The sequence below is a fragment of the Amorphus sp. MBR-141 genome (assembly GCF_053628695.1).
The window spans coordinates 78,725-93,029 of record NZ_JBRJGW010000004.1; the positions used below are offsets into that span (position 1 = coordinate 78,725).

Annotated in this window: 22 protein-coding genes; 13 read left to right on the forward strand and 9 right to left on the reverse strand. The window is 64.4% G+C overall.

The annotated features are described in order from the left end of the window. Positions 1–174 precede the first annotated feature (174 nt). The 5 genes from ACSSVZ_RS06905 to ACSSVZ_RS06925 form a co-directional block, all read right to left on the reverse strand. Complete coding sequence (locus tag ACSSVZ_RS06905; RefSeq protein ID WP_453969054.1) at positions 175–759, reverse strand: TlpA disulfide reductase family protein; 585 nt, start codon at positions 757–759, stop codon at positions 175–177. 166 nt (positions 760–925) lie between these two features. Further along, entirely contained in the window at positions 926–1,615 is a 690-nt protein-coding gene (locus tag ACSSVZ_RS06910; protein WP_453969055.1) for a haloacid dehalogenase type II, read from the reverse strand. Positions 1,616–1,628: 13 nt separating this feature from the next. Further along, positions 1,629–1,766 (reverse strand): hypothetical protein, encoded by a 138-nt coding sequence (locus ACSSVZ_RS06915; RefSeq protein ID WP_453969056.1) that lies wholly within the window; start codon positions 1,764–1,766, stop codon positions 1,629–1,631. 26 nt (positions 1,767–1,792) lie between these two features. Then, positions 1,793–2,515: a cytochrome c biogenesis CcdA family protein gene (locus tag ACSSVZ_RS06920; protein WP_453969057.1), complete on the reverse strand. Its 723-nt coding sequence runs from the start codon at positions 2,513–2,515 to the stop codon at positions 1,793–1,795. 10 nt (positions 2,516–2,525) lie between these two features. Continuing rightward, complete coding sequence (locus tag ACSSVZ_RS06925; protein ID WP_394086054.1) at positions 2,526–2,927, reverse strand: thioredoxin family protein; 402 nt, start codon at positions 2,925–2,927, stop codon at positions 2,526–2,528. On the opposite strand from ACSSVZ_RS06925, the gene ACSSVZ_RS06930 reads away from it, so the two are divergent. The 5 genes from ACSSVZ_RS06930 (at position 2,913) to ACSSVZ_RS06950 (ending at position 5,260) form a co-directional block, all read left to right on the forward strand. Continuing rightward, entirely contained in the window at positions 2,913–3,608 is a 696-nt protein-coding gene (locus ACSSVZ_RS06930; RefSeq protein ID WP_453969058.1) for a TetR/AcrR family transcriptional regulator, read from the forward strand. The genes ACSSVZ_RS06925 and ACSSVZ_RS06930 overlap by 15 nt on opposite strands. Positions 3,609–3,648: 40 nt before the next feature. After that, entirely contained in the window at positions 3,649–3,999 is a 351-nt protein-coding gene (gene nrtS / locus ACSSVZ_RS06935; protein ID WP_453969059.1) for a nitrate/nitrite transporter NrtS, read from the forward strand. Positions 4,000–4,016: 17 nt separating this feature from the next. Further along, positions 4,017–4,265 (forward strand): GDCCVxC domain-containing (seleno)protein, encoded by a 249-nt coding sequence (locus ACSSVZ_RS06940; RefSeq protein ID WP_453969300.1) that lies wholly within the window; start codon positions 4,017–4,019, stop codon positions 4,263–4,265. Further along, a complete protein-coding gene (locus tag ACSSVZ_RS06945) occupies positions 4,265–4,936 on the forward strand; it encodes an RNA polymerase sigma factor (protein WP_453969060.1) in 672 nt (223 codons plus the stop codon). The genes ACSSVZ_RS06940 and ACSSVZ_RS06945 overlap by 1 nt, the downstream gene beginning before the upstream one ends. Positions 4,937–5,017: 81 nt before the next feature. Beyond that, positions 5,018–5,260, forward strand: coding sequence for a zf-HC2 domain-containing protein (locus ACSSVZ_RS06950; RefSeq protein WP_453969061.1), 243 nt, complete (start codon positions 5,018–5,020; stop codon positions 5,258–5,260). A gap of 110 nt (positions 5,261–5,370) precedes the next feature. On the opposite strand, the gene ACSSVZ_RS06955 is transcribed toward ACSSVZ_RS06950, so the two are convergent. After that, complete coding sequence (locus ACSSVZ_RS06955) at positions 5,371–6,075, reverse strand: DUF6969 family protein (RefSeq protein ID WP_453969062.1); 705 nt, start codon at positions 6,073–6,075, stop codon at positions 5,371–5,373. Positions 6,076–6,764: 689 nt separating this feature from the next. Here ACSSVZ_RS06955 and ACSSVZ_RS06960 point away from each other — a divergent pair. From ACSSVZ_RS06960 to ACSSVZ_RS06995, 8 genes are all read left to right on the forward strand, one after another. Then, positions 6,765–7,292: a YHS domain-containing (seleno)protein gene (locus tag ACSSVZ_RS06960; protein WP_453969063.1), complete on the forward strand. Its 528-nt coding sequence runs from the start codon at positions 6,765–6,767 to the stop codon at positions 7,290–7,292. 51 nt (positions 7,293–7,343) lie between these two features. Further along, positions 7,344–7,649, forward strand: a complete 306-nt coding sequence (locus tag ACSSVZ_RS06965) for a BufA1 family periplasmic bufferin-type metallophore (protein WP_394025815.1) — start codon at positions 7,344–7,346, stop codon at positions 7,647–7,649. A 127-nt stretch (positions 7,650–7,776) separates the two neighbouring features. Further along, positions 7,777–8,688, forward strand: a complete 912-nt coding sequence (gene bufB / locus ACSSVZ_RS06970; protein ID WP_453969064.1) for an MNIO family bufferin maturase — start codon at positions 7,777–7,779, stop codon at positions 8,686–8,688. Continuing rightward, positions 8,669–9,460 carry an HvfC/BufC N-terminal domain-containing protein gene (locus ACSSVZ_RS06975; RefSeq protein ID WP_453969065.1) on the forward strand — a complete coding sequence of 264 codons (792 nt, stop codon included), beginning with the start codon at positions 8,669–8,671 and terminating at the stop codon, positions 9,458–9,460. Before bufB ends, ACSSVZ_RS06975 begins: the two co-directional genes overlap by 20 nt. Further along, the gene (locus ACSSVZ_RS06980) at positions 9,457–9,963 is read left to right on the forward strand and encodes a DoxX family protein (protein ID WP_453969066.1); all 507 of its coding nucleotides are present in this window, start codon (positions 9,457–9,459) and stop codon (positions 9,961–9,963) included. The genes ACSSVZ_RS06975 and ACSSVZ_RS06980 overlap by 4 nt, the downstream gene beginning before the upstream one ends. A 91-nt stretch (positions 9,964–10,054) precedes the next feature. After that, complete coding sequence (locus ACSSVZ_RS06985) at positions 10,055–10,636, forward strand: TetR/AcrR family transcriptional regulator (protein ID WP_453969067.1); 582 nt, start codon at positions 10,055–10,057, stop codon at positions 10,634–10,636. Between the two features lie 68 nt (positions 10,637–10,704). Beyond that, positions 10,705–11,280, forward strand: a complete 576-nt coding sequence (locus ACSSVZ_RS06990; protein WP_453969068.1) for a carboxymuconolactone decarboxylase family protein — start codon at positions 10,705–10,707, stop codon at positions 11,278–11,280. A 30-nt stretch (positions 11,281–11,310) separates the two neighbouring features. Further along, entirely contained in the window at positions 11,311–11,538 is a 228-nt protein-coding gene (locus tag ACSSVZ_RS06995) for a tautomerase family protein (protein WP_394025808.1), read from the forward strand. 326 nt (positions 11,539–11,864) lie between these two features. Here ACSSVZ_RS06995 and ACSSVZ_RS07000 read toward each other — a convergent pair whose 3' ends face one another. The 3 genes from ACSSVZ_RS07000 to ACSSVZ_RS07010 form a co-directional block, all read right to left on the reverse strand. Then, positions 11,865–12,350 (reverse strand): DUF302 domain-containing protein, encoded by a 486-nt coding sequence (locus ACSSVZ_RS07000; protein ID WP_453969069.1) that lies wholly within the window; start codon positions 12,348–12,350, stop codon positions 11,865–11,867. A 224-nt stretch (positions 12,351–12,574) separates the two neighbouring features. Next, a complete protein-coding gene (locus ACSSVZ_RS07005; RefSeq protein ID WP_453969070.1) occupies positions 12,575–13,075 on the reverse strand; it encodes a hypothetical protein in 501 nt (166 codons plus the stop codon). Positions 13,076–13,842: 767 nt separating this feature from the next. Beyond that, the gene (locus ACSSVZ_RS07010) at positions 13,843–14,124 is read right to left on the reverse strand and encodes a hypothetical protein (RefSeq protein WP_453969071.1); all 282 of its coding nucleotides are present in this window, start codon (positions 14,122–14,124) and stop codon (positions 13,843–13,845) included. Positions 14,125–14,305 lie beyond the last annotated feature (181 nt).

Below are 14,305 nucleotides of genomic sequence, written 5' to 3' on the forward strand. Positions count from 1 at the left end.
CCGGACATTCGCGCCAGGAATGGCGGTCGACAATCGAGCCCGGAGAAACCCTGGTCGAGGGATTTCGATATTTGATCCTCGCCGCGGCCGAGCCGGAATCCGAACTCGTCACCTCCTGTTGGTTCGCCTCACGCAATGGCATGTGAATTCCTGTGCCGCCTGCCCCCGACAGCCTTAAGGATCCGCGTAATAGCGCAGGAGCCGGAGCGCTGCGGGCGATGTCCAGTCCATCTCGCCACTGAAATAGCCGGCCACGCGGCCGTGGCGGTCGATGATGTAGGAGATGGGCATCCCGTAGAGCCTGAACAGCGGCCTCGCGTCGGGCCCCTGAGCTTGCGTCAGTTGTCCGCCCGGATCGAGATAAGGCGTCAGTTTGCGGACCCCGAGCCGATCGAGAAACGGCTTCACCACCGACGTGCCTGAGCGATCGATGGAGACCGCGACGATCTCGATCTTCTCTCCGCGGAGCATGGCCTGGAGTTGCTCCAGTTGCGGGATCTCGCGCCGGCAAGGCGGACACCATGTGGCCCAGAAGCTCAGCAGGACGACGCGGCCGCGGAAGGACGAAAGATCGATCCGCTTACCGTCCATCCGCTCGACGCCCACCGGGGGGAGGACACCGTCCCCCGCGACGATGATGAATTGCGACCGCGCCGTTCGCAGCTCGGGCGGATCATCCTGGAGCGGCGGCATCTGTGCCCCGGCGGCGGACGGCCAGATGAGGCTGGCGAGGCCGCCGATGACCGTCCGCCTGTTCATGAGACTTCGCGCGCGCATGGGAAAGCTGTTCCATGTGTTGTGATCAGCGTGTTGTGATCAGCGGCCGGCGTCAACGCGTCGACAGCGCGCGGCGCCGACCGTGCACGCGCATCGCTCCAAGCCGTCGTCCGTGGTGGCAGCGTCCGGTCCGCTGTCCTGAGCGCGCCTAAGCCGCCCCGACCAGGTCTGGGAGAGCGGCAAGGGACGTCACCACGCGATCGGGTTTCCCGGGGAGCCGTTCGGGTCTTTGCCCATAGCGGTTGCACCAGATGACCCGCATCCCGAACGCCGAAGCCGCGTGGGCGTCCCACGCATTGGACGATTGGAAGGACACAGCCGACGCGGGCAGGTCCAGCCGGTCGAGCGCAAGCTGATAGACCTTGGGGTGGGGTTTGAAGACCCCGACTTCCTCGACCGACAGCACCGCGTCGAGGACGTCGCCGAGCTGAGCGGCCCTGACGGCGGCATCGAGCATTGCGGGACTGCCGTTGGACAGGATGGCAAGACGCAGTCCGGCCGCCTTGAGGCGATGCAGAACTTCGCTCACCTCGGGAAAGGGGCGCAGGGTGAAATAAAGGCCCATCAGGCGCTCGCGCAGGCCCGCATGGCTGATCGCCAGGGTCTCCAGGGCGAAATCGAGCGCATCACCGGTCACCTGATGGAAATCAGCGTGCCGTCCCTGCGCGGCGCGCAGCCAAGTGTACTGAAGCTGCTTGTCGCGCCACAGCGCGGCAAGCGGGGCGGATTTGTCTGCCAGCACATCGGCACAGTCCTGTGCCGCGGACGAGACGTCGAACAGGGTCCCGTACGCGTCGAAGACGCAGGCCCTGATTCCTTGAAGCGGTGCGGAATTCATGTGGATGCCCTCCTCATCGGTTTCGTTCTCGCCTGTCCTCGGCGCGCAGCCAGCGCCGCGCTCTGCGCACCACGCGATCACGACCGAACGGCAGGACGACTCCGAGCGTGCGCAATGGCTGGTGCAGAAACAGAATGTCGAGGCGGGTCATAGATCGCCTCCGCTTGCGGCGACCGGTCAAAACTGCGTGGTCAAATGGGTGAGCCAACCGGGGGAAGCCTCCACCAGGGCCGCCTCCAGGCGCTTGTCGAGGCCCGTCAGGATGAGCAGGCCGATGATGATGAGGAGGGCGCCGAGCACGGACTTGCCGCCTTGGCCGAACTGCAGCAGCCGGTCACGCCAGCGCATCATGGCTTCGCGCGAGAGCATCCCCAGCCCCAGCAGCGGCAAGGCCGCGCCGAGGCCGAAGGCGAGCATGACCAGGGCCACCTCGCCGAGGTTCTCGCCTTTGGCGGCGAGAACGGACGCGGCCCCGAGGGTGGGACCGACGCAGGGGCTCCAGACCGCGCCGAGCAATAGCCCGACGGCGAACTGCCCCTTCAGCCCGGCGGCGGAGAAGCCGCCAAACCGCTCTTGCGCCCAGCCGGACGCCGGGCCTGCCGCATTTGCCAGGCGCGCCTGGAAGATCGGCACGAGCAAAACGAGGCCGACCGCCATCAGCAGCACCGCTGCGACGGCCCGAAACACCCCGGCATTGAGACCGATGGAAAAGCCGATGGTCGCGACGAACAGGCCGATGGTGACGAAGGACAAGGCAAGGCCGCCCGCCAATGCGACAGGCCCCAGCCGATGTTGCGAGGCCGCTGCCCCCAAGACCAAGGGCAGGATGGGCAGCACGCATGGCGACAGCGTCGACAGGATGCCGGCCAGGAATGCGAGAAAGCTGTCGCCGAAGGTCATGAACCGCGCCTCACCGGGCGAGTGACGATTTCACCAGCGCGGCGATCGAAGCGGGGTTGGTGTCGCCCACCGACCGCGCCGTCTCGGTCTTGCCCCGAAATGCGATCAGGGTGCTCTGGCTTTGCGCGTTGAAGCTGCGAACCACGGGCTTCTGCGTGTCGAAATCCACCTCGAAGATGACCAAAGCCTTGGTCTCCGGCTGCGCGGCCAGGGCATCGATGATCGGCTTTTGCGCCTTGCAGGTGGGACACCAGGGGGCCGAGATCTCCACCAGAATGGGCGCACTCGCCGCCTGGGCAGCCGCAAAGACGGCCGGGTCGAAGGGCTTGCGCTCGGCGGCGGAAGCGGAGAGCGATCCCAGCAGGACCAGAGCGCAGGTCAGGCCGGCGAGCAGCGGGTGCAGTCGTTTCATGAAGGTCCTCCTGAGAAATCGGCACTTGTTTTTTTGATCGCGCGATCTAAAAAATCAACGACGATCCCTATTGCACAGGTCACGTTTCAAGGAGCACGAGCCGTGGGACGACACCGCGCCTTCGACGAAGAAGAGGTCATCGATGCCGCCGTCGCCGGCTTCTGGCAGAACGGATATGGCGCGACCTCCATCAGGGACCTCGCGGCCCGGATGCAGATGGGCGGGGCGAGCCTTTACAATGCGTTCGGAGACAAGCGGGGGCTGTTCGTCCGCGCGCTCCAGCGCTATCTCGACCTCTCGTCGCGACGGCGGATGGCTGAACTCGATGCCGCCGCCGATCCGCTGGCCGCTCTGCACGATTTCTTCGCGAACCTTATTGTCGCCTCCCTCTCCGATCGCCGTGGCTGCCTCCTCGTGAACGCCGCCATGGAGGTTGCGCCCATCGATCTCGAACTCGCTGCGGACATCAGGGACGGTCTCAAGGAAGTGGAGGACGGCTTTCGCCGCACCATCGAACGGGCGCAGCAGGAGGGTTCCGTCGACGCCGGCATGCGCTCCGAGGATGTTGCCCGCCGCCTCTTGTCGGCGGTCATCTCGGTCCGCGTGCTCGCCCGCTTGGGTGAGGACCGCGCGCTCCTGGAGAGCATCGTCCGGTCCGCGCTGCCGCCACGGGAGCGCTGAGATGGCCGATGAGGGATCCGGCTGCCACCCTGGAGGCATCATGATCATGCGCTTTCTCTCCTATGCCCTGGAGGCCGGTATTCCCCGCCGGTCCTTCGGCGTCGCCGCGGTGGTGGGCACCGTCCTCAACCTCATCAACCAGGGCGACGCGATGGTGGGCGGACGCGCGCTCGATTGGACCAAAATCGCACTCACATTCATCGTGCCCTATTGTGTCGCCACCTATGGCGCCGTCTCGTACCGCATGCGCCAGGAGCGGGACGCCAGCTGCACCGGGGTGCCCCCTCGCTCGCCAAGTCCTGCGACGGAGAGCCAGACGGAAGACGCAACGCCTGATGGTTCGTCTTGTCTGCGTGCGCGCCGTTACACCGACGCGGAAATGAAGCGATGACCCCGGCCGCGCCTCTGATGCTCGAGGGCATCATCACCTGCCCGCACTGCGGCGCCATCGCGTCGGAGCCGATGCCTGAAGATGCATGCCTTTTCTTTTATGCGTGCAAGTCATGCGGCGTTGTGCTGCGACCCAAGTCGGGCGATTGCTGCGTCTTCTGCTCATACGGATCAATGCCCTGTCCCCCGGTGCAAGCGCAGCGGGCCGGGTCGATGGGCGAGGCTCAGAACGAATGCTCAGGGCTTAAACCTAAGCGGGGGCCATGATGAGTGGAGGGAAGCAGCACGGCCCGGGCGAAACCGAACCGGATGCAGCTGTGGCGCGGCTGCGGGCGGGGGACGAGGTCGCTTTCCGCGAACTGGTGCGCAGCCTCAACGGCGCCATGATCAGTCTGGCCCGCACCTTCGTCAAAAGCCGCCCGACCGCCGAGGAGGTGGTTCAGGATACCTGGGTCGCCGTGATCACCGGCCTCTCCGGTTTTGAGGGGCGGTCCTCCCTCAAGAGCTGGATCTTCGCCATCCTGGTCAACAAGGCCCGCACGCGCGGCGCGCGTGATGGACGCACGATCACCTTTTCGGACCTGGGCTTGGATGGCGATCCCGCTGTCGATCCTGGTCGTTTCAAACCCAATGGCATGTGGGCCGATCCTCCAGCCTCCTGGTGCGACCTCACCCCTGAGCGCATTGTCGCGGGACGCCAGATGCTGGAGCATGTGCGTGCGGCTCTGGATACCTTGCCGCCGGCCCAGCGCAGCGTCATCATCCTGCGCGACGTCGAAGGGTTGGAACCGGAGGAGGCCTGCGCGATCCTCGGCGTGAGCGAGGCCAATCAGCGCGTGCTCCTCCACCGCGGCCGCGCCCGGCTGCGCCAGGCCATGGAGACGCTGCTCGCTCGGCCGGAAATGGGCAGCCCGCCTCGCACGACGCGAAAAGTGTAACAGCAGGATGAACTGCGAGACTGAGAAGGATCCTCCTTTCGTTCGTATAGAGATCCCTAAATCGAATTTCGGAGACGTATCGTGCTGAGTTGCCGCGAAGTGACCGAAAAGGCGAGCGCCTATCTAGATCAAGAGTTGAGCTGGTCGGCACGCGCGCAATTTCGGCTGCATCTGATGATGTGCAAGCACTGCCGCAGATATGTCGATCAACTGGCGAAGACGGTGACACTGCTGCGTGAAGCGGGACAGGCGGAGGCGCTGGATCGCGGCACGGAAGACAAGCTCGCAGAGCTGTTCCGCAATGACGGCGAGCCTCGCCGCTAGTGCGTTTTCGGCAAAAGTGGATTCCGGTTTTTCGTTAAGAAAACGCGCCAAAACAAAAGCCTAGAGCACGTTCGGCGAACCGGTGTTCGCCGAACGTGCTCTAGATCGTCTCAGCGGTCTTGGCGCGCTTCTCGAACCGCAGTGATCCAGCCGTCGATATCGACCGGACGCCGCGAGGGAACCTCCAAGTCGGGATCGCCCCACCTGCCTGCGCCTCCGCCGGTTCCGAGCACCGCATCGCGTTCTTGCAGCAGCCGGGCGATCACCGGCTGGTGGAGGGCAATGAAGGCGGCAAGCCACCGGGCGGCAAGGGATGCTGCTCCCGGATCGGAGAAAGCGAACCGATCAATCAGCGGGATCACCGCATCGGCAGGATAAAGCCACTCGTCCGTCACCCATTGATTGGTGGTGAACAGTTCAACCGGCACACCTCTGTGATCCATGGAGATCGCCACGAGGTGGCACAATTGCTTGCCGCTGTCATCGGCGTCCGGCCGAGCGAGCGGCGCATCCGGCACGCGCAGCCTCGATCGCTCGACGAAGCAGTGAAAATGGCCGTGCTCGCCGGCTCCGCGGTCTTCGGGTGCGTGGGCATGGTAGAAGAAAAGCGCGCCAGTATCGGTGTCGTGCACATCTTCCGCCGGATAGTGGGACCACTGAGTGAAGGGCACTTCCCCGATCAGATCGAGCAGGAAATGTCGCCCCTCATTCACCGTCTCGGACAGCACCGAAAACAAGGTGTCGGCGGCAGTGGCGAGCCGTTCCCGCCGATCGGTCGGCAGCATCGCGAGCATGTCTTCATCCGGATGTGTCATCGGCGTCTCTCGTACGAATGGCTCAGGAGCTGCCGCGGCAGCGCCTGAGCCGATCTGTCATTGCCCCCGCTATTGTGCTGCCGCCCCGATCATGCCGGAGAAGCAGTTCGGATTCACTTCGCGGCGCCACACTTTGCGGCGCAGGGCGCAGACTTCTTGGCCGCGCCGCACTTAGCGGAGCACGGCGCCTGCGTCTTGCTCGCGCCGCATTTGGCCGAACACGGCGTCTGCTTCTTTCCGGCACCGCATTTGGCCGAGGTTGGCGCACAGGCGGCGAAGGCAGGGCTCACGAGCGCAGGCGCGGCCGCGACCAGCCCTCCCGCCACAACCATCATGGCAAGCGCGCTAGACGTCTTGATTGAAGACATTTCACTTCCCTCTGTTCGGCCGGCTCGATCCCGTCACCGTGCTTCGTCATGAAGCCCGCCGCGCAAGCCCGACATGAGGTGAGTCACGTGGACGCGTTGTCCGTTACAGACGCCACCGTGAAAAACCCCTCCAGACGCAAGTATTTCGCAATGCACGTGCGCGCGGCGTCGCCCGCTGTCACACGGTAGCGTTCACGGTGTCGCGAGCGATGTAACCAGCGAGGAGGTCAGATGACTAATCCATGTGCCGCTCCTTCGGACATGGTGGTTTAGCCGCCGCCCGAATGCTCCAGCGGCACAACAGGATACAAGGAGCCCTCCGTGGTCACCATTTCTTCCCGTCGCAGGACGTTTCTCTCCCTCACCGCAGCCGCCGCCATCGCGGCGATGTCCGGCGTCTTTGGCGGGGCGTTCCCATCACACGCGGCCGAACCGACCAAGGCCACCGTCGAGCTCAATGTCGATCAGACCGGATTGATGCTGCAAGGCTACGACCCCGTCGCCTATTTCACGGACGCCAAGCCGGTGAAGGGATCGGAGCAGATCTCCGCCGAGTATCAAGGCGGCCGATACAATTTCGCCTCGGCCGCACACAAGGACCTGTTCGTGAAGGATCCGGCGAAATACGTGCCGGCCTATGGCGGCTTCTGCGCCATGGGAACCGTCTTCGACAAGAAGCTCGAGGGCGATCCCACCCTGTGGAAGGTCGTCGATGGGCGCCTTTATCTGAACGTGAACGCCGACGTCGCGAAGAAGTGGGCCCAGGACGTGCCCGGCAATATCGCCAAGGCGAACGTGGAGTGGCCGAAGATCAAGGACATCCCGGCGAAGGATCTGAACGCCAAGTGACGCGTCGCGCCTCAACAATCCGCATCTGCGCATAACCTCGGGAGAAAAGACATGTCTGATTCACGCACCATCGCCACCATGACGAGCCTTGCCGGCGCATTGGCCACGGCCGCCCTGCTCCTCGCCCAGCCGGCGGCCGCCCAGGACGTCGCCAAGGAGAAGTGCTTCGGCATCGCCCTCAAGGGACAGAACGACTGCGCCGCCGGGCCCGGCACCACCTGCGCCGGCACCTCCAAGGTGGACTACCAGGGCAACGCCTGGAAGCTCGTGCCCAAGGGCACCTGCGCGACCATGAAAGTCCCCGGCGATCGCACGGGTTCGCTGGAGGCGCTGACCCGCGACGTTCCCAAGACCTGAGCATTCAGGACCTGAGCATCCGCGCCCTGAACGCGCGCGGAGGAGCTCAGTTGCTCGAACACGCTGCCGCCCCCTTCACGGAGGGGGCGGACGCCGCTCCCGCCCACACCTGAACACGGAGACCACGATGTCCGCCGACACCCCTGCGTCCTTCCCCGTCTGCGCGCAGGTGCCCCCGCATGCGGGGGTGGGGCTGAAGCCGCAGCATTATCGCGAGATCCTGGCGATGGCGCCGCCCGTGGGCTTCTTCGAGGTGCACGCCGAAAACTACATGGGCGCCGGCGGGCCGCCCTTGCGCCATCTTCAGGCGATCCGCGAATGCTATCCGCTCTCGCTGCATGGCGTCGGCCTGTCCATCGGCGCGGATCGGCCGCTGGATCTCGATCATCTTGGCCATCTGCAGCGGCTGATCGAGCGCTTCGAGCCGGGCCTGTTTTCCGAGCATCTCGCCTGGTCCACGCACGAGGCGGGCTTCCTGAACGATCTCCTGCCGTTGCCTTATACCGACGAGGCCCTGGTCCGCGTCTGCGATCATGTGGATCAGGTCCAGGCGCGCCTCGGCCGGCGCATGCTGCTCGAAAATCCTTCCACCTATGTGGTGTTCGCTGAGAGCACGATCCCGGAGGTGGACTTCCTCGCCGAGATCGCGGCGCGCACCGGCTGCGGCCTGCTCCTCGATGTCGCCAACGTGGCGGTGTCCGCCACCAACCATGGCTATGATCCCATCGCCTATCTCGACGCGTTTCCCATGGCGCATGTGGGTGAGATCCATCTCGCCGGCGCCGCGGAGGCCGTGGACGATGCGGGCGCGCGGCTCCTGATCGATGCTCACGATAGGCCTGTGGCGGCCCCCGTGTGGGATCTCTACGCTTATGTGATCGCGCGTCTCGGCCCCGTGCCGACGCTCATCGAATGGGACAATGACGTGCCCTTGTGGCCGGTTCTGTGCGCCGAGGCCGAACGGGCCGAAGCCGTAATGGCGCGGCTGGCGCCGGCGCGCGCCGGGCAGGGAGGCCGCCATGTCGCCCACGCTCTGTGAGACGCAGCGGGCCTTCGGCGCGGCCCTCCTCGATCCGGACGCGCCTGTGCCGGCCGGCGTGGGGGCGCCTGGCGGGCGGCCGGATGCCCGGCGCTTCGCCGTCTATCGCAACAACGTGATGGTCGGGCTGATCGACGCCCTGTGCGCGCGCTTTCCGGTCTGTGCGCGCCTCGTCGGCACGGAATTCTTCCGCGCCATGGCTCGCGTCTTTGTAGACGCCCACAAGCCCCGCTCGCCGCTCCTGATGGCCTATGGCGACGATTTCCCCGATTTCATCAAGGGCTTCGAGCCTGCGGCAGCGGTCCCTTACCTTGCCGATGTGGCCCGGCTGGAAGTGGCATTCTCTCAGGCCTTCCACGCCGCGGAGGCGGTGGCGCTCCATGCCGCGGTGCTCGGGCCCTTGTCGGCCGAGCGCCTCGCCGGGCTGCGGCTCGTTGTTCATCCCTCAGTGCGGCTCGTGCGTTCGGCTTTTCCCGTCGCCTCCATCTGGATGGCGCATCAGCAGGACGGCGCCGTCGAAGGCCCGGACGACTGGCGCCCGGAGGATGTGATGGTGATCCGCCCGGACGCGGAGGTGCTGATGCATCGCCTGCCTCACGGAGGCTTCGCCTTTCTCGGCCGCCTCCGCAACGGAGGGTCCGTGATCGAAGCCGCCGCGGCCGGATATCGCGAGGCACCCGATTTCGACGTCGGCGGCACCTTGCTCGCTTTGTTCACCTTGGGCGCTGTGGTCGGCGTCCTCGATGCCCCTTTTGTGGAGATGAGATCATGAGTGAAACCGAGCTTCCTCTCCTGCCGCGATGCATCGCCCGCGCCGACGGCCTGCTGGCGCGGTTTCCCGCCTCGCTCACCCAACTGGCCCTGCGCATCGCGCTGGCCGTCCCGTTCTTCAGATCGGGGCTGACGAAGTGGGATGGCTTCTTGCAGCTGTCCGACAGCGCGGTCTATCTGTTCACCGAGGAGTTCCGGCTGCATCTCTTCGGGCTGGAGGTCGCCTATCCTGCCCCGCAGCTCATGGCCTTCCTGTCCGGGGCGGGCGAGATCATCCTGCCCATCCTCCTGGTGCTTGGCCTCGGCACACGGTTCGCCGCGCTTGGCCTCCTCGTCATGACGGTGATCATCCAGCTCACCATTCCCGACGGCTGGGCGAATTTCCATCTGCCCTGGGCGGCCATGGCGCTGGCGGTCATGACTTATGGCCCCGGCCGCGTGTCGCTCGATCACCTCGTCGCCGCGGGCGCGGCGGGCACCCCCCGGCACGCCGCGAACCTTTGAGATCGACTGGCGCGTGTCCGGCGGAAAGGCTGCGCTATTTTTCTTGAACGACCGTTCTAAATGGCGTAGCGTGTGTTTTAGAGGTGATGGCATGCCCGCAGAAAAGCAATTTGATGTCGATCAGGTCCTCGATAAGGCTATGCAAGCGTTCTGGGCGCGCGGCTATGAAGCAACGTCCATGCAGGATCTGGTCGATTGCACGGGCGTCAATCGCGGCAGTCTTTACGCCACCTATGGAGACAAGCACACGCTATTTCTCTCGGCCCTGCGCATGTATGACGAAACCATGCGCAAGAAAATGCTGGAAGATTTCGAGACGCGCTTCGCGCCGCGCGAGGCGATCCGCCGTCTCTTCCTGGCATTCTCGGAGCAAGCCTCCCCCAAGGGCTGCAACCGCGGCTGCTTCTTGACCAATACGGCGCTGGAACTGGCAGCTCACGACAGGGAGGCGCGCGACATCGTGGCGGAGGCGCAGACGCAGATTGAGGCGTTCTTCGCCCGGATGATCCGGAAGGGACAGGAGAGCGGCGACATCGCCCGCCATATGGACCCCCCCAAGGCCGCCTCGGGCCTTCTGGCGTCGCTGGCCGGCCTCGTCGTTCTGATCCGCAGCCGCCCGGAGCCGATGCTGCTTCAAGCCGTCGTCGATGACGCGGTCGGGCGCCTCGGCTGATTTTTTTGCCCTGTTTGGAACGATCATTCCAGAGAGGGGTGTTCCCCGAGCAACCAAAGGAGAAAGCCATGAGTGCCGAATACCGACTGACCCTGCCGTTCAAGACCCTCGAAAACGCCGACCCGAAGGCCCGGGAGGTGCTGGAAAAGGCGAAGGCACAATTGGGCTTCATCCCCAACATGTATGCCGGCATGGCGAATGCCCCCGGCCTCCTCGACACCTATCTGGACGGCTATGCGCGCTTCCGGAAGGAGTCCGGCTTCACGCCGGCGGAGCAGGAAGTGGTGTTCCTGACCATCAGCCGCGCCAATGGTTGCGACTATTGCGTGGCGGCGCACAGCCTCATCGCGGACCAGATGTCCAAGGTGCCGCACGCCGTCACCGAAGCCATCCGCGACGGGCGCCCGATCCCCGACGCCAGGCTCGCCGCGCTGAGCACCTTCACAGAGACCATGCTGCGCACCCGCGGCCTGCCCTCCAACGCCGACGTGGCGGCGTTTCTTGACGCCGGCTATGGCGAGCGGCAGGTGCTCGAGATCATCCTCGCCATCGCGGTAAAGACGCTCAGCAACTATGCCAACCACCTGCTCCACACCCCGCTCGACGCCATGTTCGCCGGCCGCGTGTGGCGGCAAGCCGCCTGATCAACTTCCAGAAATCGAAGGAGAAAATTCATGCCGCTGGTCCAGATCAAGGGCGTCGGGGGCTACCTCACGCTTCAGCAGAAGCAGGACATGATCCGCAAGGTCACCGACGCCGTGCTCTCGGTGGAGGGCGAGGGCCTGCGTCAGGTCACATGGGTCACCATCGAGGATGTCGAGCCCGGCGCCTGGGGTGTCGGCGGGCGGCCCGTAACGGCCGACGACCTGCGCGCCCTCGCGCGTCAGGATCCGGCCGGGTGAACCGGAGGGCGGCATACCGGCCCTGACCGGGGCATGCCGCCCTCCCAGTACTGGCGACGGATCGCAAAGCAGGAACCAACGCTGCGGGATGCTCGGTCGCAGTCCGGCAGCCGTCCTGACCGTGGCGCAATGCTTGAGCGGCGACCCGTCAGCAAGCCACCTTGCGATCGACGCAGGAATCCAAACCATGCACGCTGGCTAAAGCCAAACAACGGCATGGTCGTCACGGGGATCACCCGTTGAGCCATTTTTATAGATGGCTTCCTTGAATGAGGCCGGAAGCCGAAGCGTCGTTAGATCTCGCTATCCTCAAACCGTCACCCCCGTTACCGGGTGGCAACCGTATCCGCCGCGATCTTCGCGAAAATGGTGTCGAGCTCCGATGCAAGCGCCTTGAGATCTCCCCCAGCGCCTGTCAGGTACGGTTCGAAGACCGTACTGGGTGTCTTGTAGGCGAGGCTCGCGGTGGTGTCGGGATTTTCGACGATATAGAAGCGGATCGGTGCCTCGATGCCTGCTGGCAGGCTCGCCGCGAGCATGCGGCGCGCGAAGTCGTTTCGATACACCCCCACGACCCGATTGCCCGGAATTGTGATGCCCTGGGCCTTAGCGCCATCTGACGCGCTCGCGGTGGTGACGATGCCCATCTTGTTCGATTTGACGGCAGCCTCCAGCATTTCCGAGAGCGCCTGAAACGTCATCTTCGTATCGAAGACCTTCCATCCAGGCCGTGGTTCCAGGCCGCCAGCGCGCGCGGGCAGCGCAAGGAGCGTAATGGCTATGCAGGTGAGCAGCAGGCGGTTTGCCATCATAGAGAAATGTCCTTTTCCTGGAGGATTTTCAGCTGCGAAACATCTGAGCAATTTGCTTCAGATGAACGTCGTCGACCGCCTCAAACGCGGCCCGCGAAAAGGTCACCTTCCTGCCGGCCGCGTAAGCTGGATGCCCTCAGGAGCGGGCGAGTGCGACCCCGGGCAATGCGCGGCGGGAAATCGTCATGGATATTTCTTCACGCGCCAAACGCGCGTTCGATCGCTCATTTCTTGGTAAAGATATCCCCATCCAGGATGAATTTGCGGTCGGTCGGCGAGACAGCCTTGATGTGCAGGATACCAGCACCAGTGGCGCCAGAAAAAGCACCAGTGCCGCTGGTCAATTCCCAGAAGCCATTGTCGAGCAACTGAGGTTTTCCGTCAGGCCCCGGGACGAACACAGCGCGCACCTGCCATTTGACATATGCGATATCGCCGTTGGGCGCCGTCATGACGAGGTAGCCGCGCGGGTCGCCGCCGACGCCGGGAACAATGTCGTGCATTCCATATTCGACGACTTTTGTTCCATTCAAGAGGCCGGTGCCCTTCGCCTCACCTTCGCGGCGTACCATCAGAAGGAAGTGCTTGGATCCGTCGTTAAAATCGAGCTGGATCTTTTCCTTCGGCGCCATGATGGCCTCGACCTTGAGGGGTTCGGAAGCCGCGGCGCTCAACTGCAACACCAAAATTGTCGAGACTGCGAGAAAGGTGCGGAAGATGGTCATGATCTCTCCAGGCTGTGGGCACAGATAATCCGCCGCGCGAGCGCGATAGCGCGCGTTCAGAGAGCTGCCAGTGAAGCGCTCGGTAATACTTCGATCTCCGGCGGGGAAACGTTACAGCGTCACGAACCTGTGAAGGGTTGGGTCCCCCAACTGCGAAATGCGCGGTCCTGCGTCACCTGTCGCGGGCAATCCGATCACTCCGATTGGAATTACCGGACCTTGTGCATCCAGATAAACAAGCGGTTCGGCACCAACGAGCCTGACGGTCTTCCACCGGAGCGATCGGCAATATGGCAGCGTGTCCTCACGCAGCTTTGGCGGGAGGGTGTGACACAACACGTGGCAGCCCGCCTGAATATCCCTGAGGCAGAACTCGACAATCTGCTGTTTGGGCTCACCGGGGATGTGAATCCACCGTCTGTTGGCGGTTCGTCTCTCCGGCTAGTTCCGTGATTGTGCCCGGAAGCATTGCCGTTGCGAGCGCCCTGCAGGGAAACCTGCCGCGGATACCATCAGCGGCCGCGTCCCCAACTCTCCTCGTATGGCGCGGCCTCTCTGCGTTTGCGACTGATGCTGGCGGATCCTGCTTAGCTCCGTGAGTGACCTACCCGGTATGTGATCCGGCGACGGCCGTTGCGATGCCTCCGCTTCGCTGGCCGTGCGTGTCCGCGACACACGCTCTCATCTGGCAGAATAGCAGTGGCATCCCACCTGCCACGAACCTGTGACAGCTTCGTACCGCTGCTCGCATTCCCAGAATGCCCCGCCTATGACATGTTGCGCTGCATGAAGGTCGCCGCTTGGCTCCGCAGGCTGCTCCCGATCCTTGCGATCGTGGGGCTTGTTGCCGGACCGTTCACCGCACCGGTGAACGGCGCCACGATGGCGGTCGCCTCTACTATGTCCATGCCCGAAATGGCGGGCGACATGCCGTGTTGTCTGGATGAGAAGCCAGCGGTTCCCGACTGCCAGAAGACCTGCCCATTAATGGCATTGTGCGTGGCCAAGTGCTTCTCGGTGGCACCGACGCTTTCGAGTCTGGCCTTCATTTTTTGGGATCGGAGCGATGCCCTCCGCCCGGGCAGCGACGTCGCGGGCGCCGCGCTCGCGATAGAGCCGCCAGCTCGACCTCCTCGAACCTAGAACATCGCCGGCGTTTCCACGCCGGTTCGTGCCGCCCCAGCGAGGCTTGGGCGGCCGAGGGCACGTGGCCATAGGCCGCGCAACGCC